Below are 23,082 nucleotides of genomic sequence, written 5' to 3' on the forward strand. Positions count from 1 at the left end.
ACGGGAGCATGGCGGAGCACTGGGTGGCGACGACGGCGGGGCCTCCCGAGTCGTGGACCTTCGAGGAGTACGTGCCCGCGGCGCCGCGCACGGGCGAGGTCACGATCCGGGTCCGCGCCGCCGGAGTGAATCCGGCCGACGCGAAGCACGTGGCGACGGCCCGGTCGGGGCTGGAGTTCCCCGTCGCCATCGGATACGAGGTCTCGGGTGAGCTCGTGGCGATCGGCCCCGGGACCCGCATCGGCTCCGGCGATGCCGAGCTCGGGGATGAGGTGGTGGCCTTCCGCGTCCGGGGCGGGTATGCGTCCGAGGTCACGGTGCCGGCTGCCAAGGTCTTCGCGAAGCCGACGACGCTCTCGCATCCGGAGGCGGCGAACCTGCTGCTCGTCGGCACGACCGCTGCCGAGATGCTCGCCGTCACCGGCGCGGCCCCGGGCGAGACGATCCTGCTGCACGGAGCATCCGGTGCGGTGGGGGTCAGCGTGCTGCAGCAGGCGCGGCTGCGGGACGTCCGGGTCATCGGCACGGCGAGCCCGGGGCGCTTCGACGAGGTGCGGCGATTCGGCGGCATCCCGGTGTCCCACGGTGCCGGGCTCGCGGATCGGGTGCGCGCGCTGGCGGACGGCCCGATAGCCGCGGCTCTCGACGCCGTGGGAACGGACGAGGCCATCGACGTCTCCCTGGGTCTGGTGGCCGACCGCCGGCGGATCGTCACGATCGCGAATCCGTCGCGGGCGTCCGCCGAGGGCTTCCTCGCCATCGCGGGATCGATGCCGGACAGCGCACGGTTCCGGGACGAGGTGCGCAGCGAGCTCATCGCCCTGGCGCAGATCGGCGACCTCGTGGTCCCCGTCGCGCGGACCTTCCCGCTGGGCGAGGCTCCCGACGCCCACCGGCTCCTCGCCACCGGTCACCCGGGCGGCAAGCTGGCGCTGATACCCGAGGGCTAGTCGATCTCCCGCAACGCCGAGGTCACGACCACGACGTCCTCGCCGTACTCCTCATCGACGGCCTTCTGCATCGTCCCGTCGTCCCAGACGACCTGGAGCCACACGTAGCCGCGGTCGGTGGCCAGCGTGAGCGCCTCGACGCCGAGGCGGCCGCTGATGTCGTTCTGCACGCGGTCGAGCTCCGCCGCGGCGCTGGTGCCGTCCACGCCCGCCGTGGGGTCGTCCGGCGCCATCGGATCGTAGAGCGCGAGGAGGGCGGGAGGTTCTGTCACCGTGAATCGCTCGCCGTCCCAGGTGCCGGTGACCGCGTAGGCCCCCCACCGCGTCTCCCCGGACGCCTCGTCGCCGTCCACACCGTCCCAACTCCAGTCCTCGAGCGGGACGCCATCGCACTGCGGAGGGTGCGACTCGCGGATCGCGCCGAGACACAACCGCACGTCCCCGGACTCGTCGAGGACGGTTCCGGTGGCGACCACAGGGTCCTGCGGCGGTGCGGGCTCCGCCTCCTCCAGGAGCATGTCCGAGGGGACGGTCGTGCTGGTCGGTGGAGGGGATACTCCCGGCGCCGTGGTGCAGCCGGTCAGCAGCAGCACCGCCGTCGCGACGCCGACGGCGGTGACAGGGCGGTCGCGGAAGATGCTCATACCGACCAGTGTCGCGCCCGCACGCATCGTCTCCGACGTCGAAACGCCCGCGGCTTCCCTGCTAGCATGACCACATGCCTTTCGGCGGTCTGCTTCTTCTTAGCTGCCGCGACGAGTCCTAAAGCTAGGGCCTTCCTCGTCGCGGCGCTTGTGTTGGCCCGTTCATCTTGACGAAGAGAAGAAGCCCCATCATGCAGAACACCCAGCGCCCGTCCGCGATGCCGATCCACAAGTACCGGCCGTTCCACGAGCAGATCGCCGTCCACCTGCCTGACCGCACCTGGCCCGACGCCCGCATCACCGAGGCGCCCCGCTGGTGCGCGGTCGACCTCCGCGACGGCAACCAGGCCCTCATCGACCCGATGTCGCCCGAGCGCAAGCGCGTCATGTTCGAGCTGCTCGTGAGCATGGGCTACAAGGAGATCGAGGTCGGCTTCCCCTCGGCGAGCCAGACCGACTTCGACTTCGTGCGTCAGCTCATCGAGGAGAACGTCATCCCGGATGACGTCACGATCCAGGTCCTGACGCAGGCGCGCGAGCACCTGATCGCGCGCACCTACGAGGCGATCGCGGGAGCCAAGCAGGCCATCGTGCACCTGTACAACTCCACGAGCGTGCTGCAGCGCGAGGTCGTCTTCCGCACCGACAAGCAGGGCATCATCGACATCGCGCTCGAGGGTGCCCGGCTGTGCCGTCGGTTCGAGAAGACGATCCCGGACACGCAGGTGTACTACGAGTACTCCCCGGAGAGCTACACCGGCACCGAGCTGGAGTTCGCGGTCGACGTCTGCAACCAGGTCATCGAGATCTTCGAGCCCACGCCGGACCGCAAGGTCATCATCAACCTCCCCGCGACCGTGGAGATGGCGACGCCGAACGTCTACGCCGACTCGATCGAGTGGATGAGCCGTCACCTGAACCACCGCGAGAACGTGATCCTATCGCTGCACCCGCACAACGACCGCGGCACCGCGATCGCCGCGGCCGAGCTGGGGTACATGGCCGGAGCCGACCGCATCGAAGGCTGCCTGTTCGGCAACGGGGAGCGCACGGGCAACGTCGACCTCGTCGCCCTCGGCATCAACATGTTCACGCAGGGCATCGACCCGCAGATCGACTTCAGCGACATCGACCAGGTCAAGCGCACGGTCGAGTACTGCAACCAGCTGCCGGTGCCCGAGCGCAGCCCGTGGGCCGGGGACCTCGTCTTCACCGCGTTCAGCGGCTCGCACCAGGACGCCATCAAGAAGGGCTTCGAGGCCATGGCCGCCAAGGCCGAGGCGCAGGGCGTGACGGTCGACGAGATCGAGTGGGCCGTGCCGTACCTGCCCGTGGACCCGAAGGACCTCGGTCGGTCGTACGAGGCCGTGATCCGCGTGAACTCGCAGTCCGGCAAGGGCGGGGTCGCGTACCTGCTGAAGTCCGACCACGCGATCGACCTGCCGCGCAAGCTGCAGATCGAGTTCTCGGGTGTCGTGCAGGCTAAGACGGATGCCGAGGGCGGCGAGGTCACCAGCGACCAGATCTGGTCGATCTTCACCGACGAGTACCTGCCGGCCGTCGATACCGAGGCGAAGTGGGGGCGGTTCGAGCTGCTCGCCACGCAGACCCGGAGTGACATGTCCGGCGACGTCGTGCTCGACGTCGTGCTGCGGGACGACGACCAGGAGGTCTCCGTCTCGGGCAACGGCAACGGTCCGGTCGCGGCGTTCGTCGAGGTGCTCCGGGGCCAGGGCTTCGACATCACGGTCTACGACTACGTCGAGCACGCTCTCAGCGCCGGTGGTGACGCGCAGGCCGCGGCCTACGTCGAGCTGCAGGTGGGCGACCAGCGCCTGTGGGGCGTCGGCATCGACGGCGACATCTCGACCGCGTCGCTCAAGGCGATCGTGTCCGGTGTGAACCGTTCGATCCGCAGCCGTCAGCAGGAGCTGGCCGCCGTCTGACCCTCTTTCGAATCGCGCGATTGGTCGTATCCGGCCGCCGGATGGGACCAGTCACGCGATTCGAAGTGACGGATCAGTCCATCCACTGCACCAGTTGCCAGACGAGGCCGTTGGGGTCGGCGAACTGGCAGTACCGCTCGCCCCAGGGCTCGGTCTCGGGAGCGGTGACCACGCGAGCGCCCGCGGCGGCGATGCGGGCGAACTCCCGGTCGATCTCGTCGACGACGAAGACGATCAGGGTGCCCTGGCCGGCGGATCCGGCGATCTCCTCCGGGCGGAACGTCGACAGCCCCGTCTCGAGGAAGACGACGTTCGGTACGGGCCCCGGGTGCTGCAACGAGACGAAGCCCTCCGCGGACATCGCCTCCTCGAATCCGAAGTGCGTCATGGCGAAGGCCGCGGAGGCGGCGACGTCGGGGACGTTGAGCGACAGGGCGGTCTGCGTGATGTTCACGGTTCTCCATTCCGAAAGTCTGTACAGCGTATAGGGTTAAGGCCCGAGCGGTCTAGGCTATTCCCGATGACCAAGAACCTCGTCGATCTGCTCTGGCGGCACAGCCCCGTCGCTCCGGCCCCACGGCGCGGGCCGAAGGCGCGTCACTCGACGGATGATGTCGTCGACCGCGCCGTCGCGCGGGCTGACGCCGACGGCCTCGGCGCGGTGACGATCCGGTCCCTCGCGATGAGTCTCGAGCTGACTCCGATGTCGATCTACACGCACGTCAACAGCCGCGCCGACCTGCTCGTCCTGATGGCGGACGCTGTGCATGCCAGGATGCTCGTCGCGCCTGTGCAGGCCTCCGGGTGGCGGGCGGCGGTCCGGGCGGTCGCCGAGGACAATCTGCGGCTCCTCCGAACCCACCCGTGGCTCATCGACATCCACGATCCGCGCGTCGCGCTCGGCCCTGGCACCATCGCCAAGTACGACCGGGAGCTCCACGCCTTCGACGGCCTCGGCCTCGGCGCCGTGGAGCGCGACGCGGCATTGAGCTTCGTGCTGGATTTCAGCCTCTCGGCGGCGGCGCGCATGCGGGAGCAGCAGAGTGCCGAGTCGTTCGCGGCTTCGTGGGTGGAGGCGGCACCGCGTCTGGCGGCCTATCTGGGTGACGACATGCCGCTCGCCCGGTCGGTGGGCCAGGCTGCCGGAGAAGCGATGGGGGCGCCCTACGACGCGCGAACGGCGTGGGACTTCGGTCTCGCGCGCGTGATCGACGGGCTCGCCGCCACCTGACCCTCTTTCGAATCGCGCGACTGGTCGTATTCGGCCGCCGGATGGGACCAGTCGCGCGATTCGAAGTCAGTCTTGGGACTTCACGATCGCGATCGCACCGGTCTCCGCGGCGACCTTGCGACGGTGGAGCCGCCGCTGCTCCGGGAGCGAGACGTCGAACACGACCGCGAGGATCCGGATCACCGCGGTCACGGCGATGCCGATGACGGCCGCGAGCGGGATCGGCATACCGAGCGCGTTCGCGACGACGATGAACGTGCACCCGGCGGCCGCGGCCACCGCGTACAGGGAGCCGACGTGCATGATCGCGGTCGGCAGCCCCATCAGCATGTCCCGGAGGACGCTCCCGCCGACGGCGGCGCAGACGCCGATGAAGACCGCGGGAACCTCGGGGATGCCGAACGCGAGGGCCTTGCTCGTGCCGAAGGCGCCGAACATGCCGATCACCACGGCGTCGAGCGCGACGATGGCGGCGTTGAGCCGGGTGAACAGCCCGCCCAGCAGCATTCCCAGAAGCGCCGCTCCCGCCGCGGTCACCAGGTACCACTGGTTCTGCAGAGTGGCCGGGGTCTGGCCGAGCAGGATGTCGCGGATGAGGCCGCCGCCCATGCCGATCATGATGCCGATGATCGCCACGCCGAGCCAGTCGAGTCGTTGCTGGCCCTGGAAGCCTGACGCGAACATCGCGCCCTGCACTCCGCCGAGCCCGACGCCGAGGAGGTCCGCCCACAGCGGAATGGTGAAGAGCGGTTCGGTCACCCGTCCATTGTCGCGCACGGAGGATAATCGAAGGGTGCCCACCTATCGAGACGAAGCGGTGATCCTGCGCACCCACAAGCTGGGTGAGGCGGATCGCATCGTCACGATGCTGTCCCGGCGGCACGGCAAGGTGCGTGCGGTCGCCAAAGGTGTGCGTCGCACCTCGTCGAAGTTCGGCTCCCGCCTCGAGCCGTTCATGGTCGCGGACGTGCAGCTCTACGAAGGCCGCTCGCTCGACATCGTGCAGCAGGCAGAGTCGCTCGGGGCCTACGGCACGGACATCGCCGCGCACTACGACCGCTTCACCGCCGCGAACGCCATGGTCGAGACGGCCGACCGCCTCAGCGACGCCGAGGCGACCCCGGAGCAGTACCTCCTGCTCGTCGGCGGGCTGCGGGCGCTGTCCCGGGGCGAGCACGCTCCGCGCAGCATCCTCGACTCGTACCTGCTGCGGGTCATGTCCCTCTCGGGGTGGGCACCGTCCCTCGAAGACTGCGCGCGCTGCGGGGCTCCGGGGCCGCACGCCGTCTTCGTCGCGCAGCTGGGCGGGCTCGTGTGCCACGCCGACGCACCGGCCGGCAGCCCCCGGATCGCGGAGAAGACCCTGACGTTGCTGCGGGCGCTGATCCGCGGCGACTGGGACCTCATCGACGCGGCCCCGCACGCCGACACCGCCGCCGCGTCGGGCCTCGTCGCGGCGTACGCCCAGTGGCACCTGGAGCGGGGCATCCGCTCGCTCGCGCACGTGTCGTCCACCCCCGGAGAAGGAGCACGGTGAGCCCGAAGCCCTACACGCACAAGGACGCCGTGCCGTACCGGCCGCTCGACTGGACCGGCGTGTACCCGCCCGCGTTCCCGGCCGTCCCGGAGCACGTCGCCATCGTCATGGACGGCAACGGCCGCTGGGCGAACCGCCGTGGCCTCAACCGCATCGAGGGCCACAAGGCCGGGGAGGAGGTGCTGCTCGACGTCGTCGCCGGCGCCATCCAGGCCGGCGTGAAGCACCTCTCCGTCTATGCGTTCTCCACCGAGAACTGGGCCCGTTCGCCCGAGGAGGTCCGCTTCCTCATGGGGTACAACCGCGATGTGCTGCATCGCCGTCGGGATCAGCTCAACGAGTGGGGCGTGCGCGTGCGGTGGGCCGGGCGCAAGCCGCGCCTGTGGGGGAGCGTCATAAAGGAGCTCCAGCACGCCGAGCAGCTCACCCGTGACAACGACGTGCTCACCCTCACCATGTGCGTCAACTACGGGGGCAGGGTCGAACTCGTCGACGCGATGCGGGCCATCGCGGCCGACGTCGCGGCCGGGCGGGTGAAGCCGAACGCGATCAGCGAGAAGACGATCCGTCGTCACCTCTACGTCCCGGACATGCCGGACGTGGACCTGTTCCTGCGCAGCTCGGGGGAACAGCGCACGTCGAACTTCCTGCTGTGGCAGTCGGCCTACGCCGAGATGGTCTTCCTTGACACGCTGTGGCCCGACTTCTCCCGCGAGGAGCTCTGGCGCGCGATCGGGGTCTACCTCTCCCGCGACCGACGCTTCGGCGGCGCCGTGGACACCCCGACCTCGGCCTGAGCCCGCAGCCAGCGCTCCGTCTCCCGCGGATGGGTCAGTCGCACGATCGTGAGGTGGGGGAAGCGCGCCTCGACCTCCGGAAAGCGCTCCGCCCAGGTTCGCAGCGTCTTGGTCTGCCAGGCCAGGATGTTCGCCTCCGGATCGCTGCGCAGGAGGTGCCAGATCGGCTTCTCGACGTTCCCGTTCCACATCCGGGTGCGGAGGATGCTGCGGCTGAGGGTGCGCCGGAGCAGACGCGACCGCACCACGCGGTACGGGTAGTCGAGCCAGAGAGCGAGCTGCGCCCTCGGGGTGAGGATCTCGTCGGTGCCCTTGCTCGTGTACTGCCATTCGGTCACCCAGCGCTCCTCCGCCGCGAAGGCGCGCACGTCGTCGAGGAACTCCGCGCGCGGGATCCAGTCCGGGCCGTGGAACAGCCCGTCGATCTCCACGTGGCGGAGGTCCCAGAGCGCGGCGAGCCGGCGGGACAGGGTCGTCTTCCCCGAGCCGGTGACCCCCGCGACGAGCACCCGCGCGGGCCGGAAGGGCAGAGGATCGTCGGCGGAGAGCATCCGAGGATTCTACTGACGGAATACGTCGGACGCCCGAGCGGTTGTCCCCGGTGTGACTGAACCCATCTCCATCGACATCTGGTCCGACATCGCCTGCCCCTGGTGCTACATCGGCAAGCGCAACCTCGAGAAGGGTCTGGAAGCGGTCTCCGCCGACGAGGACGCTCCGCAGGTCACGGTCACCTTCCACTCGTTCGAGCTCTCCCCGGACACACCGGTCGACTTCGACGGCGATGAGATCGACTTCCTCTCCGGCCACAAGGGCATGCCGCGCACACAGGTCGAGCAGATGCTGGCCAACGTCACGAACGTCGCCGCGAACGCGGGCCTGCAGTACCGGTTCGACCTGCTGCAGCACACGAACACCGTGAAGGCGCACGAGCTGCTCCACTTCGCGAAGGCCGAGGGGCGCCAGCACGAGATGGAGGAGCGGCTCATGTCCGCCTACTTCACCGAGGGCAAGCACGTGGGACGCATCGACGACCTCGTCGCCCTCGCCGCCGAGGTCGGTCTCGATGCCGATCGTGCCCGTGCCGCGCTCGAGAGCGAGCAGTACCTCGCCGATGTCCGTCAGGACCAGGCGCAGGCCCGCGCGTATGGCATCCAGGGGGTGCCGTTCTTCGTGGTCGACGGCCAGTACGGCATCAGCGGTGCGCAGCCGCCGGCCGCGTTCGAGAACGTGATCCGCGACCTCTGGGCGCAGCGCAGCACCGCGGTCGACGCCTGACCCGCACCGGCAGACGACGGCGGGGACCCCGGGTCGGGGGTCCCCGCCGTTCTGCTGCCCGGCCTCAGAGGCGCTGCTGGCGGGGCCCGAGGGGGAGCGGCTCCATAGGCTGGTCGTTCGCGGTCAGGTCGATGCCGAGATCCCTGGCATACACGACGCGCGTGGCGATCGTGACGTCCTCGCCGGCTTCCGTCAGCTCGAACACCCGGCCGCCCCGGAGGCGGTTGCGCTCGGCGCCGGCGAGACCGTAGGCGCCGAAGCCGGTGCCGGGGGCGTACCCGAGCATCACGCCGTAGTAGTCGCCCATGTAGTCGTTGACGTGATCGTGGCCGACGAAGACGCCCTTCACGTCGCCGCGCTCGAGGATCGCGTTGAACATCCCCGAGTTGAACGGACCGGGGCACTCGTCCTCGTTGCGCTCCCCGATGATGCCGTGGCGGGCTCTGCCGCGGGCGGCGTCGGCCGCCGTGCGGGTGTCCACACCGCCCCACCACATGAAGCGGTGCTCCCACAGGGCGATGTGGAGGAACATGAGGCCGGGCACCTTGCGTCCTCGGCGCTGCTCCAGCCGCTGCGACTGCTCGCGGTACCAGGCCACCTGGTCCATCCGCAGCCAATCCCAGGCCGGGTAGCCGGCGAAGTCCTGGCCGTCGATGGCGTCCGGCGCATACCGGCCCGAATCCATCAGCCAGAGGGCGAACGTCTCCCGGTTCTTCTTGGCGGCGGAGCCGATCGTCACGATCGTGTTGCTCGTACCCGTCACGCCGCGCGTGCTCTCGGCGTTCACGTTGTACTCGTACGACCGGTAGATCTGCAGCATCCCCGCCTCATCGACGCCGGACTGAGGCAGCGAGTCCTCGTCATGGTTGCCGTAGGTGACGGCCCAGGGGATGCGACGGGTCTCCATCGGCATGACGACGTTGTTGATCGCCTGCTTCACCGCCAGCCGCGTCTCGCAGCCGCCCGTGATCACATCGCCGTTGATGACGACGAAGTCCGGCTTCTCCTGGTCGAGCACCTTCTCCATCAGCTCGACGGTGCGACGGTCGGTGAGCTCGTCGTCCTGCGTGTCGTTGAACTGGACGACCTTGAAGGTGCCGTCCGCACGGAAGCGCAGGCTCCGTCCCTGGCCGCCACCCGGCGCTGCGGGGACGACGGTCGCCGCGGCGGGAGCGGCTCCGAGGGGGAGGGCGGTGCCGAGCGCGCCGAGCGCTCCCGCGGTGAGGACAGTTCGCCGGCTGAGGGGCAGTCGGTCGGGCATTCGTGGTCTCCTTCGTCTTCGGCGCGTGTCGCCGCGGTGAGACTAGGGACGCCAGATGTCGACGGGGAGACCGGAAGATGAACGAGGACGGCCTCGTCGAGCGCCGGGACGCGGTGCGCGCGTGACGCGGAGGTGAACGACGCTCAGCGGGGGAGCGCGGCCTCGATCGCCTGGACGATCTCCGGGGCGTCGGGCTTCTGCTTGGGCCGGAAGCGGAGCACGTCGCCGTCCGGAAGCACGAGGAATTTCTCGAAGTTCCACTCGACGCGGCCGGCCTTGCCCCCCGCGTCCGGCGTCTCCTTGAGAGCCTTGTAGAGCTCGGCGGCGTTCTTGCCGTTGACCTTGATCTTGTCGTTCACGGGGAAGGAGACGCCGTACGTCGTGGAGCAGAACTCGAGGATCTCGTCGACCGACCCGGGCTCCTGGCCGAAGAACTGGTTGCAGGGGAAGCCGACCACGGTGAAGCCGCGGTCGCCGAACCGGCGCTGCAGCTCCTCCAGCTGCTCGTACTGCGGGGTCAGTCCGCACTTCGAGGCGACGTTCACCACGAGCACCACGTCGGCGCCGAGATCGTCCAGAGTCTTCTGCTGGCCCTGGGCGTCGGTGAAGGGGATGGAACGGAGGGCGGGATCGGTCATATGCACAGCTTAGGTCGCCGCATCCCCACCGGCTCCGGGTCTGGGAGAATGGACACGCCATGACTCTCGCCACCGCCCCCGCCCGCCCCCTCCGCATCGGCCCGATCGACCTCGACGTGCCGGTCGTCCTCGCGCCGATGGCCGGGATCACGAACACGGCCTTCCGACGCCTGTGCCGGGAGTACGGGGCCGGCCTCTACGTGAGCGAGATGATCACCTCGCGCGCGCTGGTCGAACGCAACGAGACCACGATGCGTCTCATCCGGCACCATGAGTCCGAGACGCCGCGGTCCATCCAGCTCTACGGCGTCGACCCCCAGACCATCGCCGAGGCCGTCCGCATCATCGTCGCGGAAGACCACGCTGACCACATCGACCTCAACTTCGGCTGCCCGGTCCCGAAGGTGACGCGCAAGGGCGGCGGAGCGGCGCTGCCGTGGAAGTCGAAGCTCTTCTCGGACATCGTCGATCAGGCCGTCAAAGCCGCCGGCGACATCCCGTTGACGGTGAAGATGCGCAAGGGCATCGACCGCGACCACCTCACCTTCCTCGACGCCGGCCGTGCCGCGGAGGATGCCGGAGCCGCCGCCGTGGCTCTGCACGCCAGGACCGCGAGCGAGTTCTACTCCGGTCACGCCGACTGGAGTGCGATCGGCGAGCTCAAGCAGGCCGTGACCAGCATCCCCGTGCTGGGCAACGGCGACATCTGGTCGTCGGACGACGCCGTGCGGATGATGGCGGAGACCGACTGCGACGGCGTGGTCGTCGGCCGCGGGTGCCTGGGACGGCCGTGGCTGTTCGGGCAGCTGGCCCTCGCGTTCGGGGGAGAGGGCAAGACGGTCGATGCGACCCTCGGCTTCGTGGCCGACGCCTTCCGCCGGCATGCGGAGCTGCTCGTCGAGTTCTTCGAGGACGAGGACCGCGGCTGCCGCGACATCCGCAAGCACGTCTCCTGGTACTTCAAGGGCTACCCCGTGGGCGGCGACATCCGCACCGGCCTGGCCACCGCGTCGAGCCTGCAGGAGATCGACGACCTCCTCGGACGGCTCGATCGTGCGGCCCCGTACCCGGGTGCGGACGCCGAAGGGCAGCGCGGCCGCGCGGGGCACCCGAAGAGGACCGCGCTTCCGGAGAAGTGGCTGGAGTCGCGCGAGCTCGCCTCGTCGGCCTCGGAGATGATGCGTGGAGCGGAGATCGAGAACAGTGGCGGATGACCCCAGGGTCGGCGCACGCGCCGACGGTTACGACCCTCGCGACGCGGAGCGCTTCTTCGCGGAGACCCATCGTTCCGAGCGGGACGACTTCGCCCGCGACCGGGCCCGGGTGCTGCACTCCGCCGCTCTTCGGCGACTCGCCGCCAAGACGCAGGTGCTCAGTCCCGCCAGCACGGCCGACTTCGCGCGCAATCGCCTGACCCACTCGCTCGAGGTCGCTCAGGTCGGCCGGGAGCTCGCCACCGCCCTCGGCGTCTCGGCGGACGTGGTGGACACCGCCTGCTTGAGCCACGACCTCGGCCACCCGCCGTTCGGCCACAACGGGGAGCGCGCGCTGAACGAGTGGGCGGCGGACATCGGCGGCTTCGAGGGCAACGCCCAGTCCCTGCGCATCCTCACCCGGCTGGAGGCGAAGGCGCTCGACGCCGACGGCTCCTCCGTCGGGCTGAACCTCACGAGGGCGAGCCTCGACGCGACCTGCAAGTACCCGTGGACGGTCGACAGTCCCGTCCCCGACCCGGGCGGCCGACTGAAGTTCGGCGTCTACCCGGAGGACGAGGCCGTGTTCCGCTGGATGCGCGACGGAGCACCGGGGCGGCTGCGCTGCATCGAGGCCGAGATCATGGACCTCTCCGACGACATCGCCTACTCGGTGCACGACTTCGAGGACGCGATCGTCAACGGCTACGTCGACGTCGCGCAGCTCGCCGACCCGGCGGCGCACGAGGCCCTGCTCAGCCGGATCCAGCAGTGGGTCGGCTACGACTTCACGCGCGACGAACTCGCCGATGCGCTCTACCGGCTCGCCTCGCAGCCGATGTGGCTCGCGTCCTTCGATCGTTCCCGACAGGATCTCGCCCGGCTCAAGAACCTGACCAGCGACCTCATCGGCCGGTTCGCCCGCGCGGCGGTCTCGGCCACGCGCGAGGCCTTCGGCGGCACCCGCCTGGTCCGCTACAACGCGCACGTGATCGTGCCCCGCGTCGTCGAGGTCGAGATCGCCGTGCTCAAGGGGATCATGGGTCAGGCGATCGTCACGATCGAGGCCAGGAAGGGCGTCTACAAGGAGCAGCGGAGGGTCCTCAAGCGGCTGGCCGATGCCCTGTGGTCGACGGACACCCTGTGGTCGGCCGGTGCCGACGTGCTGGAGCCCGCGTTCGCAGCCGACTTCGTCGCCGCCGAGGGCGACGCGGAGCGGGCGCGCGTGGTCGTGGACCAGATCGCGAGCCTGACCGATCAGAGTGCGATCGACTGGCACAACCGGCTGGTCGGCGAGATCGACCCGGCGGAGGTCGGCATCTGGACGCCGCGTCATGCGCGCCCCGGCGCGCGCACGCCTGTCGAGAGGCGGCCCGTCGCAGAAGGCGCACGCTGATGCCCCGTATCCGGCAGGCCGATGTCGACGAGGTCAAGGCCCGCACCAACATCGCGGACATCGTGGGGGAGCGCGTCGCCCTCAAATCGGCGGGAGTCGGGTCGCTCAAGGGGCTCTGCCCCTTCCACGACGAGAAGAGCCCCAGCTTCCACGTGCGTCAGCAGGTCGGCTACTACCACTGCTTCGGCTGCGGCGAGTCCGGCGACGTGTACTCCTTCCTCCGCGCCATGGACCACGTCAGCTTCACGGAGGCGGTGGAGCGGCTCGCGGGCCGGATCGGCTACACCCTCCACTACGAAGACGGCGGCCCGGCGCCCGAGACCAGCGGTCGCAGCCGCCTGTATGCGGCGAACACGGCGGCGGCGGAGTTCTTCCGCTCCCAGCTGCTGTCCCCGGATGCCGAGGCCGCCCGCCGTTTCCTCGGGGAGCGCGGTTTCGACGCCGGCGCGGCGGCGCACTTCGGCGTCGGCTTCGCCCCCCGCGGCTGGGACGGCATGCTCAAGGCGCTGACCGCGCAGGGGTTCACGCGCGAGGAGCTGAGCACCGCGGGCCTCGTCTCGACGGGCCAGCGCGGCGTGTACGACCGTTTCCGCGGCCGCCTCGTCTGGCCGATCCGCGACGTGTCGGGGCAGACCATCGGCTTCGGCGCCCGCAAGCTCTTCGACGACGATCAGGGCCCCAAATACCTCAACACCCCCGAGACCCCGATCTACAAGAAGGCGCAGGTGCTCTACGGGCTCGACCTCGCCAAGCGGGACATCGCTCGCGGCGACCCCCGCCGGGTCGTCGTCGTCGAGGGCTACACCGACGTGATGGCCTGCCACCTCGCCGGCCTGACGACCGCGGTCGCGACCTGTGGCACGGCCTTCGGCTCCGAGCACATCAAGGTCCTCCGCCGGGTCATGGGCGACGACAACGCGTCCGGGGAGGTGGTGTTCACCTTCGACGGCGACGAGGCGGGGCAGAAGGCCGCCCTGCGGGCGTTCACCGAGGACGACCGGTTCAACGCGCAGACGTTCGTCGCGGTCGCACCGGACGGCCTCGATCCGTGCGACCTCCGGCTGCAGCGCGGAGACGCGGCGGTGCGCGGTCTCATGGACGCGAAGCAGCCGATGTTCGAGTTCGCGATCGACCGCAAGCTCGCCGGCTTCGACCTCGCCACGGTCGAGGGCCGGGTCGGCGCCCTCCGCGCGGCGGCCCCGATCGTCGCGGAGATCCGCGACCGCCTCCTGCGGCCCGGCTACGAGCGGGTGCTGGCACGCCGTCTCGGCATGGACCCGACCGAGGTGCACGGGGAGGTCGAGCGCGCCGCGCGCGGTGCGCAGGCCGCCGCTCCTCAGACGCGTCGGGAGGCCTCGCCGCGGGTCGATCCCGCCACGGGCGGGCCGGTCGTCGCGGCCGTGACGCTCGCCAGCCTGCCCCGTTCGCCCGACGTCGCCGTGGAGCGCGACGCGCTCATGGGTGCCCTCCAGTACGGTCACCAGATCGATGCGGCGCTGCTGACCCGAGCCCTCGCGGAGCCGTTCCGCACCCCCGGCCTCGATGCGGTGCGCGAGGCGGTCGCCGCGGCCCCCGACCGCAGCCGTGCCGGATGGGTGACGGACGCGGTGAACAGCGTGCGCGAGCCGTACCGTTCGCTCGCCGGCGAGCTGTTGATGACGCCGTTCCCGGCGCGGGACGAGGCCGGCGCGGTGGCGTCCGCGACGGATCTCGCCCGACGGCTGGTGGTGCGCCAGCTCGAGTACGAGAAGCAGGAGCTGCTGGGCGCGGTCCAGCGCGTCCCCGCGGACTCCGACGGCGGACGCGCGCTGCGGGTGCGGCTGCGGGACATCGACGTGGAGCGCCAGCGGTTCTTCGCCGAGTCGTAACCGGAACGGTCCCGGACGAGACGGCAGGATGGAGATATGCCCCGTACGCCCGAATCCTCGAACGCGATCGAGTGCTCCGATCTGGTCATCGACCGGATCGGTCACGGCACGCCCAATCGCGCGGTCGACGGCGTGACGTTCTCGCTCGCCCCCGGCGGGCTCATCTGCGTCGCGGGACCGACCGGCTCGGGCAAGTCGACGCTCGTCGCCGCACTTGCGGGTTCCACGGATCCCTCGGTGCGCGTCGTCGGCGGCCGGGCACAGGTCTGCGGCATCGACATCCGTCGTCCGGGTCGCAAGCACCGCATCCTCACCTATCGCACCGGCTTCGTGCCCCAGGGCGCCGGGGCGGATCTGCCGCCGCAGCTGACGGTCAACGAGGTCATCGCCGAGCCGATCCTCATCCGGGAGAAGCGCGTCAACACCCGCGCGCTCTCCATCCGGGTGGCGACGCTCCTGGATGAGCTCCACCTGCCGCTCGGGACCGCGGCGAAGTTCCCCTACGAGCTCAGTGCGGGCATGCGCCAGCGGGTCGCGATCGCCCGCTCCTTCGTGCTGGAGCCGCGGGTGCTCATCGCCGACGAGATCCTCGCGAACCTCGATCTGGAGGTGCGACCGGTCGTCTTCGACGCCATCACCCGGCGTCGCAAGGAGGAGGGGATGGCGGCTCTCCTCGTCACCAACGACGCGGACTTCATCCGGGAGTTGAACGCCGAGACGCTCATGCTGCGCGGGGGGCACGTCGTCGCGCGCGGCGTCGGCAAGGACCTGCTCTGGGTGCCCAACGCGGAGTCGGATTCCCGCCGCTGAGCGCGACACGCCCGAGGGTCGCGGAAGGTGGCCCGGTGTCACGAACAGCGTCACGAGTTTGCTAAGCTTGACGAGTTGCCCGCACCGCGGTGCACATTCCTCGGTAGCTCAATTGGCAGAGCAGCCGGCTGTTAACCGGCAGGTTCTTGGTTCGAGTCCAAGCCGGGGAGCCAACGAGAGAAGCCCCCTCCACGGAGGGGGCTTCTCTCGTTCCCGGACCGCTCGTCTGCACGCCCGGACACAGGAAGAGCCCCTCCTGGCGGAGAGGCTCTTCCTGTCAGGGTGGAGGGTTCAGCCGACGCCCTCCATGGCGCTCGTCTCGGTGTTGCCGATCCGGGCGATCACGTCAGGGCGGCGACGGGCGAGGTAGGCGTACCGGGTCAGCGCGAGAGCGACGGTCACGAGGAACACGTAGGGGATCACGTTGTACGGGAAGGCCGGTACGGGCCACACGTTCGCGAAGAAGACGTACGCCATCGTCACGACGGCGACCGTGGCGCACACCTTCACGAGACCGTTCCGCATCTTCGCCCGCTGCGTGTAGACCACGCACGCGATGGCGACGAGGGCGTAGGCGACCATGTAGCCGTAGGTGCCCCAGGTGTTGACCCAGACGAGGATGTCGCCCGTGGCCGCTCCCGCCACCAGCAGCACGATGTCGACCGTGATCGCCGCGGCACCGGCGAGGATGAGCACGCGGTGCGGCGTGAGGTGCTGCTCGTGCGTGCGACCGAAGCGCTCCGCGACGACCCCTTCCTTGCCCATCACGTAGACGATGCGGCCGATCACGTTGAGCGGGGCGACGACGACCGCGAAGAACGATGCCGAGACGCCGAACGTGAGTACTGCCGCGAACCACCCCGGCATGCCGATGAGGGCGGACATGCTCTCCAGCGGGCTCGCGGCGGTGGCGAGGTCGTCGCCGAGGACCGCGATCTGCGTGTACGCGGCGAAGACGTAGAGCACGCCGACGCCGAGGGCGCTCCACATGATGGCGCGGGGGATCGCCTTGTACGGCTCCTTGGCCTCGCGTCCGAGGGCGTCCGCAGAGGAGAAGCCGACGAAGCCCAGGATGCCCAGCACCATGCCGGACGCGATGCCCTGGAACGACGAGCCGGTCGCGAGCACCTGCGCGGGGTCCCACGCGGAGGGGCCCGCCCACGCGAGCGCCGCGATGAGCAGCACGAGGATGATGCCGACGGAGAGCAGCTCGAGGACGAGCGAGACCCGGGCGGACAGGCGGATGCCGCGGATGGTGAACAGCGTCGCCAGCCCACCGAGCACGATCGCCAGGCCGATGTCCCAGCCGAGTCCCTGGGCGGGCAGGCCCAGCATGCTCAGGAACTGTCCCATGTAGCTGACCGAGCCGCTGAGCGAGGCGGCCGCGATGCCGAAGCAGCCGATCAGCAGCGTCACGCCGGCGAGGAAGGCGCCGAACGGGCCGAGGCCCTTCGACACGTAGGTGTACAGCGAGCCCGCGGAGGCGTGCTTGCGGGCGAACACCACGACGCAGTAGCCGACGCACAGGATCACGATGGTGGCCAGTGCGAAGGCGTAGATGGTGCCGTTCCCGGCGCCGAGGAAGATGGCGGCGGCCGTGAAGGCGATGACGGCGCTGGGGGCGATGTTGGCGATGGCCTGGGCGGCGAGCTCGGGTCCGCTCATGACGCCGGTGCGGAGCCCGGCATCCTGCGGGGCGCCGGGCGGGGCGACGACGGTGTCTGACATGGTTCTCCTGGATTCGGGTTTCAGGGATGGGAGCCGCGCGGGGCGGTCAGGGGATGAGGAGGGTGCGCAGTGCCGAGCCGCCGTCGAGGTCGTCCAGGGCGGCGGCGGCCTCGGAGAGCGGACGGCGACCGGAGATCAGCGGATCGATCTTGAGCTGCCCGTCCATGTAGCGGTCCACGAGCGCGGGGACGTCGATCGACGGCCGCACCGAGCCGTAGTTCGAGCCGAGGATGCGCTGGTCGGCCTCGGCGAGGACGAGCGGCTCGAACGAGGCACGGGCTCCCGTGGGCGGCAGCCCGACGATGACGGCGGCGCCGCCGAGTCCGAGCATCTGGATGGACTGCTCGGTCGTGGAGGTGCGTCCGATCGCGTCGAAGGCGTAGTCGACGCCGTCCGGGATGAGTTCGCGCAGCTGTGCCACGGCATCGCCCTGGGAGGCGTCGATGCGGTCCGTGGCCCCGAACTGCAGGGCCATCTGCGTCTTCTCCGGACGCACGTCGATCGCGACGATGCGCTCCGCCCCGGCGAGACGGGCGCCCTGGACGACGTTGAGCCCGACGCCGCCGCAGCCGATCACGGCGACGGTCGACCCCGGTTCCACGGCGGCGGTGTTCAGGACGGCGCCGACACCGGTCGCGACCGCGCAGCCGACGACGGCGATGACGTCGAGCGGCGCGTCGTCACGGACCTTCACGGCTCCGGATGCGGGGACGACGACCTCCTCCGCGAAGGACGAGACGCCCAGGTAGTGATGCAGCTGCTCGCCGTCGCGGCTCAGCCGGGACGTGCCGTCGAAGAGCACGCCGAGGGGAGCGACCACGGTCGCGACCTTCTGGCACCGGGCTTCGTGCCCGGCACGGCAGTACCGGCACTCGCCGCACGGCGGCACCCAGCTCAGCACGACGTGGTCGCCGACGGCGAGCGTGGTGACGCCCTCGCCGAGTTCGGTGACGACGCCCGAGCCCTCGTGGCCCATGACCAGGGGAGCGGCGGCATCCCACTCGCCGCGCTTGACGTGCAGGTCGGAGTGGCAGACGCCGGCGGCGGCGATGCGCACCCGCACCTCACCGGCGCGAGGCGGAGCGAGGTCGACGTCGACGAACTCGATGGGCGACTGGGGGTCGCTGAAGACAACAGCTTTCATGACATCCTTCGGGAAGTGGGGATGCGCACGATGCTAGGAGAGAGCGGAAGGCCTCGGCATCCGACAGAAGTGTGAACGGAATGGCCGCTCTTCGACAATCTGTATGATCGGAGGGTGGCTCGTGACGTCGCCTCCGTGGCCCGATATCTCCGCGCGGAGCTGCTGCCCGGCGCCGTCCCCGGTGCGCGGCCCGTCAACGCGGTTCTTCCCCTCGACGACTTCGGTCCGCCGGTGGATCCGCTCCATGCGACGCTCGTCGTGGCCGAGGAGGCCGCGCTCCTCGGCGTCGCCGGCGACCACCGCGCCGCGCTGGGGGAGACCGTGGTGGTCACGAGCGCCGACAGCCCCCGCCTTCGCGAGGCTCTGCGGGACGCGGGGATCACGGCGATCGTCGGGGTCCCCCTGTCGCCGCCGCTGGTGGTACCGACGCTGACCTCGCTCCTCGCCGTCGATCAGGCGGCGGAGGCTCGCGCCATCACCTCGGCGATGCGTGTGCTCACGCTGGCGGCGCGGCGCAGCGGCATCACCGGCGTCATCGCGGAGCTCGCGCACCGCATCGACGGGTGGGCGGTGCTCCTGGATCGGCATGGCGAGGTCATCACGACCGCGGGAGCAGGAAGCCTGCACATCGACGATGCGATCGCCGTCGCCGTCGGCCGACCGGTGCGGGTGCGCCATCGCGCCCTGCAGGTGCACCCGGTCGGTCCGGGCCAGGACATCACCGCGCAGCTCGTGACCGCTCCGCGCAACGACAGCTCCGGCCGCGGTCGGGAACTGAGCTCGCAGGCCGCGGCGTTACTCGATCTCCTGATGCGCACCCGGGACAGCAGCCAGCTGGAGCGCCTCGGCCGCTCGATGATGTTCGAGACCGTCCGCGAGGGAGGGGAGGAGGCCACTCGTCTGCTCCGCCGCTGGGGGGTGCACGAGCGCGTGCTGGTGGGCTTCGCGCTCGCATCCCGCACGAGTGGTGTCGACGTCGAGCATCTGCTCGGCCTCTGGCTCGACGAGCTCGGCGCCGAGCACGTCTTCACGTCGCAACGGGGAATCGTCCAGGGTGTCGTGCGCGAGGACCATGCCGACCAGATCGCGCATCGCGCCAGGGCGTTCGCCTCGACCCTCTATCTCGGTCTCGGACGCCCGGCGGGTACCGATGCCCTCGCGCGCAGCATCGACGAGGCGCGGCACGCCTGCGAAGCCGCGCGCACCGGCGGCGAACGCGTGGTCCGCTACGAGACCATCCCGACGGTGTCGTTCGTTCTCGCGGCGCTGGACCCGGATCAGACCACGCGCCTCGCGCGTCTGCTCGACCCGCTGCGCGCGGCCGAGCGGTCGGCCGAGCTCCTCGAGACGCTCCGGGTGTTCCTCGCGTGCAACGGGGCGTGGAGCGAGAGCGCCGCGCGACTGCGCATCCACCGGCAGACGCTGACGACCCGCGTCCGACGGATCGAGGACCTCACGGGGCTCTCGCTGTCCGATCCGGACGACCGCGTCGCGGCGTGGCTCGCCCTCCGTGCTGCGGACGGCTGAACCGTGGCACGGACGACGAAGGGCCCCGCCTCGTGGCGGAGCCCTCCGTGAAGGTGCGCTCAGATCAGCGTGCGGCGCCCTTGAGCGATCCCTCGACCTGTCCGGCGGGGTCGATGATGATGCACTGGATCACGCGGTCGTTGGCCTGCTCCCACGAGTCCTTGCTGGGGGTGAGCGTGGTCACGTCCAGAGCGGACTCCTGGTAGGAGACACCGACGAAGGACGTGTACGCGTCGCCGATGCAGTCCTCGGACGCGGCGCCGATGGCCTCCTCGGAGTAGTCGCCGTCGTCCATCTTGATCTCGTAGAAGACCTCTTCGTCGTGGGGCTCGGAGCACGGCACGACGTTCGCGTCGGTGAGCATCCCGGAGCCGGTCTCGAGCATGCAGTCGCCGAGCTTCACCGAGAAGACGTCGATGTTCGCGCTCTCGGTGACCTGGCCGGTCTCCTCGTCGCGGTCGGCGTCGGCGCGACCGCCGCCGAGGATGCTGTTGATCGCGCTGCAACCGGTGAGAGCGAGCGAGACGGCGACGGCCGAACCGGTGAGCACGAGTGCGCGACGGGTGCGCGACTTCATCATGGATTTCCCCTTCAGAGCGTGACGCGGGGCATGCTGAATATCCCCGCCGCGAACACGCTATAGTGCCCGGAGTCTATGACGCAACTTGAAGGATGCTGTGCGTGGGCTGAATGTGATCAGCCCTCCAGGTCGTCCACACCGGGGAGCCAACTGGCCCCCGGACGCCCCCAGCCGCGCTTGCGCGCGATCTTCTGCGTCGTCTTCCAGTCGGAGTCCGAGAGACGGTCGATGTAGAGCACGCCGTCCAGATGATCGAACTCGTGCTGCATGATCCGAGCGCGCCAGCCGTCCACCTCCAGCGCGACCGGTCCGCCGTCCAGGTCCGTCGCCGTCACCCGCACGCGGTCGGACCGGCGCAGCGGGAACCGCTCGCCGGGGAACGACAGGCAGCCCTCGGACTCCAGCTCGGGGTCCGGTGCGCCCGGTTCCGTCGGCGTCATCCACAGTTCCGGATTGATGAGCACACCGCGCCACGGCTGGTCGTCGTCGTCGACATAGGAGTACGTGTAGATCCGCAGCGGTACCCCCACCTGGGGAGCGGCGAGGCCGACGCCGGGCGCGGCGTCCATGGTCTCGAACATGTCGGCGACGAGGGTGCGGATCTCGTCGGTGATCGCCTCGACGGGGGAGGCGGGGGAGTGCAGGACGGGATCGCCCATGATGCGAATCGGAAGGACAGCCACGTCACAACCCTAGTCGGCGCCACTCTCCGGGTAGGGTCGTACTGTGAGCGCAGGGGTGTGGATGGGGACGGTCGAGGACGTCGGCGACCAGCTGGTCGGAGCGTTCCAGAACCCCGGCCTGCTCCTGGGGATCCCGCTGGCTCTCGCCGGTGCCGTGTTCATGTCGCTCGGCGCGCAGTACCAGCACCGGGGCGTGGAGAAGGTCGAGCGGCTCAGCGGCTCCGACGGCGCCGCCGGCCTCAGCTTCGATCAGCTCAAGCGCCTGTTCACGCGCCCGTCCTGGGTGGTCGGGACGCTCATGCTGGGTCTCGCGATCGTCTGTCAGCTCGCGGCCCTCGTGAAAGCGCCGCTGATCGTGGTGCAGCCGCTCGGCGCCATCGCCCTGGTCATCACGACGCTGCTGAACGCCCGCGTCTCCGGTCACGCCCCCACGCGGCAATCCCTCACCGCGATCATCGCCTGCGTCGGCGGCATCTTCCTGTTCGTGTTCTTCGCCGCGATCTACGCCACGGAGAAGGAGGTCACGGACCGCGAGCTGTTCGTCATCCTCGCGATCCTGCTCGTCGTGATCATCGTGCTCGGGGCGTGCTGGCTCATCCTCCGGCACCGGATGCGGGCGCTGTTCTACATCATCGGCGCCGGCATCCTCTACGGCTTCGTCGCCACCCTCGCGAAGGTCATCATCAAGCGCATCGAGGCGGGCCAGTTCGAGTGGATCACCGCGGTCTGCCTGCTCGCGCTCCTCTCGGCGGGAGCCGTGGGCGCCTACTTCGTGCAGACGGCCTACAGCTCCGGACCACCGGACCTCGTCATCGCCGGTCTGACCGTGGTCGACCCCATGGTGGCCGTGCTCATCGGCATGCTCGTGCTCGGCGAGGCCGCGGCGGCCCCGTGGTGGGTCTTCATCATCTTCGGCGTCGCCGGCAGCATCGCCGTCTGGGGCGTCGTCGGGCTCGCCCGGTTCCACCCGCAGGTCCTCAGCGAGAGCCAGGACCTCGGCATCACCCGAGGCAGCGACCCGGTCGCCCCGCCGGCCCCGAGCGCTCCGGAGCGCGCGGACGCCCCGGAGATGCGCGACCCCGACGCTCAGTAGGCCTGGTCGATGAGGTCGGGGGAGACCTCGGAGGCCGCCGCCTCGTCGACGAAGAAGACCGTGCGCTTGCGCCCCTTCGCCCCTGCTGCCGGCACGCTCGTGTAGCTCGCGCCGGCGAGGGCGAGGCCCAGCGCCGAGGCCTTGTCGGCGCCCGTGAGCACGAGCCAGACGCGCTTGGACGCGTTCAGCACCGGACGGGTGAGGGTGACGCGCTCGGGCGGGGGCTTGGGGGAGTCCCGCACCGGGAGCGCCGCGGCGTCGGTCACGGTGACCTCGTCCCGATCCGGGAAGAGAGAGGCGATGTGGCCGTCGGGGCCGACGCCGAGGAAGCACACGGCGAACGAGGGCCACGGATGGTCCTCGGTGCCGAACCGGGCGAGCTCGGCGGCGTACGCGGCGGCGGCCTCATCGAGGTCGAGTCCGCTGTCGGATCCGGCGACCTCGTGCACGTTGTCCGCGGGGACGTCGATGTGGTCGAGCAGCGCCTCCCGGGACTGCCGGGCGTTCCGGTCCGCATCGTCCCGCGGCACGTACCGCTCGTCTCCCCACCAGAAGTGGACGAGGGACCAGTCGATCTCGGCGGATCGCGGGTTCTCCCGGACGGCGCGCAGGACGGCACCGCCCATCGACCCGCCCGTGAGGGCGACGTGGGCCAGACGGCCGTTGCGCGTCCGCGCGCGGACACGGGTGAGGAAGCGATCGGCGACCCGGAGGGCGAGGGCGGCGGGGGTGGCTTCGACCACGACCCGCTTCTCTGCGGACGATCCCGGCATCGAGG

General features: G+C 70.2%; 23 protein-coding genes and 1 tRNA gene. 13 read left to right on the forward strand and 11 right to left on the reverse strand.

Annotation, left to right across the window (positions count from 1 at the left end; all coding sequences use genetic code 11):
- Positions 1–8 precede the first annotated feature (8 nt).
- Positions 9–950: a zinc-binding alcohol dehydrogenase family protein gene (locus ACIQID_RS01535; RefSeq protein WP_400281385.1), complete on the forward strand. Its 942-nt coding sequence runs from the start codon at positions 9–11 to the stop codon at positions 948–950.
- Here the strand turns inward: ACIQID_RS01535 and ACIQID_RS01540 are convergent.
- Positions 947–1,594 carry a hypothetical protein gene (locus ACIQID_RS01540; protein ID WP_400281388.1) on the reverse strand — a complete coding sequence of 216 codons (648 nt, stop codon included), beginning with the start codon at positions 1,592–1,594 and terminating at the stop codon, positions 947–949. The genes ACIQID_RS01535 and ACIQID_RS01540 overlap by 4 nt on opposite strands.
- Before the next feature lie 191 nt (positions 1,595–1,785).
- Here ACIQID_RS01540 and leuA point away from each other — a divergent pair, with 191 nt between their 5' ends.
- A complete protein-coding gene (leuA, locus tag ACIQID_RS01545; protein ID WP_312672280.1) occupies positions 1,786–3,540 on the forward strand; it encodes a 2-isopropylmalate synthase in 1,755 nt (584 codons plus the stop codon).
- 73 nt (positions 3,541–3,613) lie between these two features.
- Here leuA and ACIQID_RS01550 read toward each other — a convergent pair whose 3' ends face one another.
- Positions 3,614–3,994 carry a VOC family protein gene (locus ACIQID_RS01550; RefSeq protein WP_400281391.1) on the reverse strand — a complete coding sequence of 127 codons (381 nt, stop codon included), beginning with the start codon at positions 3,992–3,994 and terminating at the stop codon, positions 3,614–3,616.
- 66 nt (positions 3,995–4,060) lie between these two features.
- On the opposite strand from ACIQID_RS01550, the gene ACIQID_RS01555 reads away from it, so the two are divergent.
- A complete protein-coding gene (locus tag ACIQID_RS01555; protein WP_400281394.1) occupies positions 4,061–4,771 on the forward strand; it encodes a TetR/AcrR family transcriptional regulator in 711 nt (236 codons plus the stop codon).
- A gap of 66 nt (positions 4,772–4,837) precedes the next feature.
- On the opposite strand, the gene ACIQID_RS01560 is transcribed toward ACIQID_RS01555, so the two are convergent.
- Positions 4,838–5,530, reverse strand: a complete 693-nt coding sequence (locus ACIQID_RS01560) for a TRIC cation channel family protein (RefSeq protein ID WP_312672283.1) — start codon at positions 5,528–5,530, stop codon at positions 4,838–4,840.
- 34 nt (positions 5,531–5,564) lie between these two features.
- Between ACIQID_RS01560 and recO the strand changes: the two genes are divergently transcribed.
- Together recO and ACIQID_RS01570 are read left to right on the forward strand one after the other, a co-directional pair.
- Positions 5,565–6,308, forward strand: coding sequence for a DNA repair protein RecO (gene recO / locus ACIQID_RS01565; protein WP_312672284.1), 744 nt, complete (start codon positions 5,565–5,567; stop codon positions 6,306–6,308).
- Positions 6,305–7,105, forward strand: coding sequence for an isoprenyl transferase (locus ACIQID_RS01570; RefSeq protein ID WP_400281399.1), 801 nt, complete (start codon positions 6,305–6,307; stop codon positions 7,103–7,105). The genes recO and ACIQID_RS01570 overlap by 4 nt, the downstream gene beginning before the upstream one ends.
- Here the strand turns inward: ACIQID_RS01570 and ACIQID_RS01575 are convergent.
- The gene (locus ACIQID_RS01575) at positions 7,048–7,656 is read right to left on the reverse strand and encodes an AAA family ATPase (protein WP_312672286.1); all 609 of its coding nucleotides are present in this window, start codon (positions 7,654–7,656) and stop codon (positions 7,048–7,050) included. The genes ACIQID_RS01570 and ACIQID_RS01575 overlap by 58 nt on opposite strands.
- A gap of 52 nt (positions 7,657–7,708) precedes the next feature.
- Between ACIQID_RS01575 and ACIQID_RS01580 the strand changes: the two genes are divergently transcribed.
- Positions 7,709–8,383 (forward strand): DsbA family oxidoreductase, encoded by a 675-nt coding sequence (locus ACIQID_RS01580; RefSeq protein WP_312672287.1) that lies wholly within the window; start codon positions 7,709–7,711, stop codon positions 8,381–8,383.
- 64 nt (positions 8,384–8,447) lie between these two features.
- Here ACIQID_RS01580 and ACIQID_RS01585 read toward each other — a convergent pair whose 3' ends face one another.
- The gene (locus tag ACIQID_RS01585; protein WP_400281403.1) at positions 8,448–9,644 is read right to left on the reverse strand and encodes a metallophosphoesterase family protein; all 1,197 of its coding nucleotides are present in this window, start codon (positions 9,642–9,644) and stop codon (positions 8,448–8,450) included.
- A 143-nt stretch (positions 9,645–9,787) separates the two neighbouring features.
- Positions 9,788–10,282: a glutathione peroxidase gene (locus tag ACIQID_RS01590; protein WP_062634283.1), complete on the reverse strand. Its 495-nt coding sequence runs from the start codon at positions 10,280–10,282 to the stop codon at positions 9,788–9,790.
- Positions 10,283–10,341: 59 nt separating this feature from the next.
- Between ACIQID_RS01590 and dusB the strand changes: the two genes are divergently transcribed.
- The 5 genes from dusB to ACIQID_RS01615 all read left to right on the forward strand — a co-directional run bounded on the left by dusB (position 10,342) and on the right by ACIQID_RS01615 (position 15,722).
- Positions 10,342–11,496 carry a tRNA dihydrouridine synthase DusB gene (gene dusB / locus ACIQID_RS01595; RefSeq protein ID WP_400281407.1) on the forward strand — a complete coding sequence of 385 codons (1,155 nt, stop codon included), beginning with the start codon at positions 10,342–10,344 and terminating at the stop codon, positions 11,494–11,496.
- Positions 11,486–12,871 (forward strand): deoxyguanosinetriphosphate triphosphohydrolase, encoded by a 1,386-nt coding sequence (locus ACIQID_RS01600; protein ID WP_331202963.1) that lies wholly within the window; start codon positions 11,486–11,488, stop codon positions 12,869–12,871. The genes dusB and ACIQID_RS01600 overlap by 11 nt, the downstream gene beginning before the upstream one ends.
- Positions 12,871–14,739 carry a DNA primase gene (gene dnaG, locus ACIQID_RS01605; RefSeq protein WP_400281411.1) on the forward strand — a complete coding sequence of 623 codons (1,869 nt, stop codon included), beginning with the start codon at positions 12,871–12,873 and terminating at the stop codon, positions 14,737–14,739. Before ACIQID_RS01600 ends, dnaG begins: the two co-directional genes overlap by 1 nt.
- A 36-nt stretch (positions 14,740–14,775) precedes the next feature.
- Positions 14,776–15,549, forward strand: a complete 774-nt coding sequence (locus ACIQID_RS01610; protein WP_025103667.1) for an ATP-binding cassette domain-containing protein — start codon at positions 14,776–14,778, stop codon at positions 15,547–15,549.
- Between the two features lie 97 nt (positions 15,550–15,646).
- Positions 15,647–15,722: transfer RNA gene (locus ACIQID_RS01615), tRNA-Asn, on the forward strand.
- 118 nt (positions 15,723–15,840) lie between these two features.
- Here the strand turns inward: ACIQID_RS01615 and ACIQID_RS01620 are convergent.
- Positions 15,841–17,277: an APC family permease gene (locus tag ACIQID_RS01620; protein ID WP_071329494.1), complete on the reverse strand. Its 1,437-nt coding sequence runs from the start codon at positions 17,275–17,277 to the stop codon at positions 15,841–15,843.
- Between the two features lie 46 nt (positions 17,278–17,323).
- Entirely contained in the window at positions 17,324–18,421 is a 1,098-nt protein-coding gene (locus ACIQID_RS01625) for an alcohol dehydrogenase catalytic domain-containing protein (RefSeq protein WP_400281415.1), read from the reverse strand.
- A gap of 114 nt (positions 18,422–18,535) precedes the next feature.
- On the opposite strand from ACIQID_RS01625, the gene ACIQID_RS01630 reads away from it, so the two are divergent.
- A complete protein-coding gene (locus ACIQID_RS01630; RefSeq protein ID WP_400281418.1) occupies positions 18,536–19,948 on the forward strand; it encodes a PucR family transcriptional regulator in 1,413 nt (470 codons plus the stop codon).
- Between the two features lie 64 nt (positions 19,949–20,012).
- Here ACIQID_RS01630 and ACIQID_RS01635 read toward each other — a convergent pair whose 3' ends face one another.
- Both ACIQID_RS01635 and def read right to left on the reverse strand, forming a co-directional pair.
- Entirely contained in the window at positions 20,013–20,528 is a 516-nt protein-coding gene (locus tag ACIQID_RS01635) for a hypothetical protein (RefSeq protein ID WP_136052491.1), read from the reverse strand.
- A gap of 116 nt (positions 20,529–20,644) precedes the next feature.
- Positions 20,645–21,211 carry a peptide deformylase gene (gene def, locus ACIQID_RS01640; protein ID WP_312672297.1) on the reverse strand — a complete coding sequence of 189 codons (567 nt, stop codon included), beginning with the start codon at positions 21,209–21,211 and terminating at the stop codon, positions 20,645–20,647.
- A 61-nt stretch (positions 21,212–21,272) separates the two neighbouring features.
- Here def and ACIQID_RS01645 point away from each other — a divergent pair, with 61 nt between their 5' ends.
- Complete coding sequence (locus tag ACIQID_RS01645) at positions 21,273–22,304, forward strand: DMT family transporter (protein WP_400285601.1); 1,032 nt, start codon at positions 21,273–21,275, stop codon at positions 22,302–22,304.
- On the opposite strand, the gene pgl is transcribed toward ACIQID_RS01645, so the two are convergent.
- Positions 22,298–23,077 (reverse strand): 6-phosphogluconolactonase, encoded by a 780-nt coding sequence (gene pgl / locus ACIQID_RS01650; protein WP_312672298.1) that lies wholly within the window; start codon positions 23,075–23,077, stop codon positions 22,298–22,300. The genes ACIQID_RS01645 and pgl overlap by 7 nt on opposite strands.
- Positions 23,078–23,082 lie beyond the last annotated feature (5 nt).

Source organism: Microbacterium sp. NPDC091676, assembly GCF_044756645.1.
GTDB classification, from domain to species: domain Bacteria; phylum Actinomycetota; class Actinomycetes; order Actinomycetales; family Microbacteriaceae; genus Microbacterium; species Microbacterium paraoxydans_D.

What these genes read in the sequence shown, in the direction of transcription:
- ACIQID_RS01535 (WP_400281385.1), top strand. Translation starts at nt 9, where the DNA reads ATGGCGGAGCACTGGGTGGCGACGACGGCGGGGCCTCCCGAGTCGTGG.
- ACIQID_RS01540 (WP_400281388.1), bottom strand. Translation starts at nt 1,594, where the DNA reads ATGAGCATCTTCCGCGACCGCCCTGTCACCGCCGTCGGCGTCGCGACG.
- leuA (WP_312672280.1), top strand. Translation starts at nt 1,786, where the DNA reads ATGCAGAACACCCAGCGCCCGTCCGCGATGCCGATCCACAAGTACCGG.
- ACIQID_RS01555 (WP_400281394.1), top strand. Translation starts at nt 4,061, where the DNA reads ATGACCAAGAACCTCGTCGATCTGCTCTGGCGGCACAGCCCCGTCGCT.
- ACIQID_RS01575 (WP_312672286.1), bottom strand. Translation starts at nt 7,656, where the DNA reads ATGCTCTCCGCCGACGATCCTCTGCCCTTCCGGCCCGCGCGGGTGCTC.
- ACIQID_RS01585 (WP_400281403.1), bottom strand. Translation starts at nt 9,644, where the DNA reads ATGCCCGACCGACTGCCCCTCAGCCGGCGAACTGTCCTCACCGCGGGA.
- ACIQID_RS01590 (WP_062634283.1), bottom strand. Translation starts at nt 10,282, where the DNA reads ATGACCGATCCCGCCCTCCGTTCCATCCCCTTCACCGACGCCCAGGGC.
- dusB (WP_400281407.1), top strand. Translation starts at nt 10,342, where the DNA reads ATGACTCTCGCCACCGCCCCCGCCCGCCCCCTCCGCATCGGCCCGATC.
- dnaG (WP_400281411.1), top strand. Translation starts at nt 12,871, where the DNA reads ATGCCCCGTATCCGGCAGGCCGATGTCGACGAGGTCAAGGCCCGCACC.
- ACIQID_RS01610 (WP_025103667.1), top strand. Translation starts at nt 14,776, where the DNA reads ATGCCCCGTACGCCCGAATCCTCGAACGCGATCGAGTGCTCCGATCTG.
- ACIQID_RS01620 (WP_071329494.1), bottom strand. Translation starts at nt 17,277, where the DNA reads ATGTCAGACACCGTCGTCGCCCCGCCCGGCGCCCCGCAGGATGCCGGG.
- ACIQID_RS01625 (WP_400281415.1), bottom strand. Translation starts at nt 18,421, where the DNA reads ATGAAAGCTGTTGTCTTCAGCGACCCCCAGTCGCCCATCGAGTTCGTC.
- ACIQID_RS01635 (WP_136052491.1), bottom strand. Translation starts at nt 20,528, where the DNA reads ATGATGAAGTCGCGCACCCGTCGCGCACTCGTGCTCACCGGTTCGGCC.
- ACIQID_RS01645 (WP_400285601.1), top strand. Translation starts at nt 21,273, where the DNA reads ATGGGGACGGTCGAGGACGTCGGCGACCAGCTGGTCGGAGCGTTCCAG.
- pgl (WP_312672298.1), bottom strand. Translation starts at nt 23,077, where the DNA reads ATGCCGGGATCGTCCGCAGAGAAGCGGGTCGTGGTCGAAGCCACCCCC.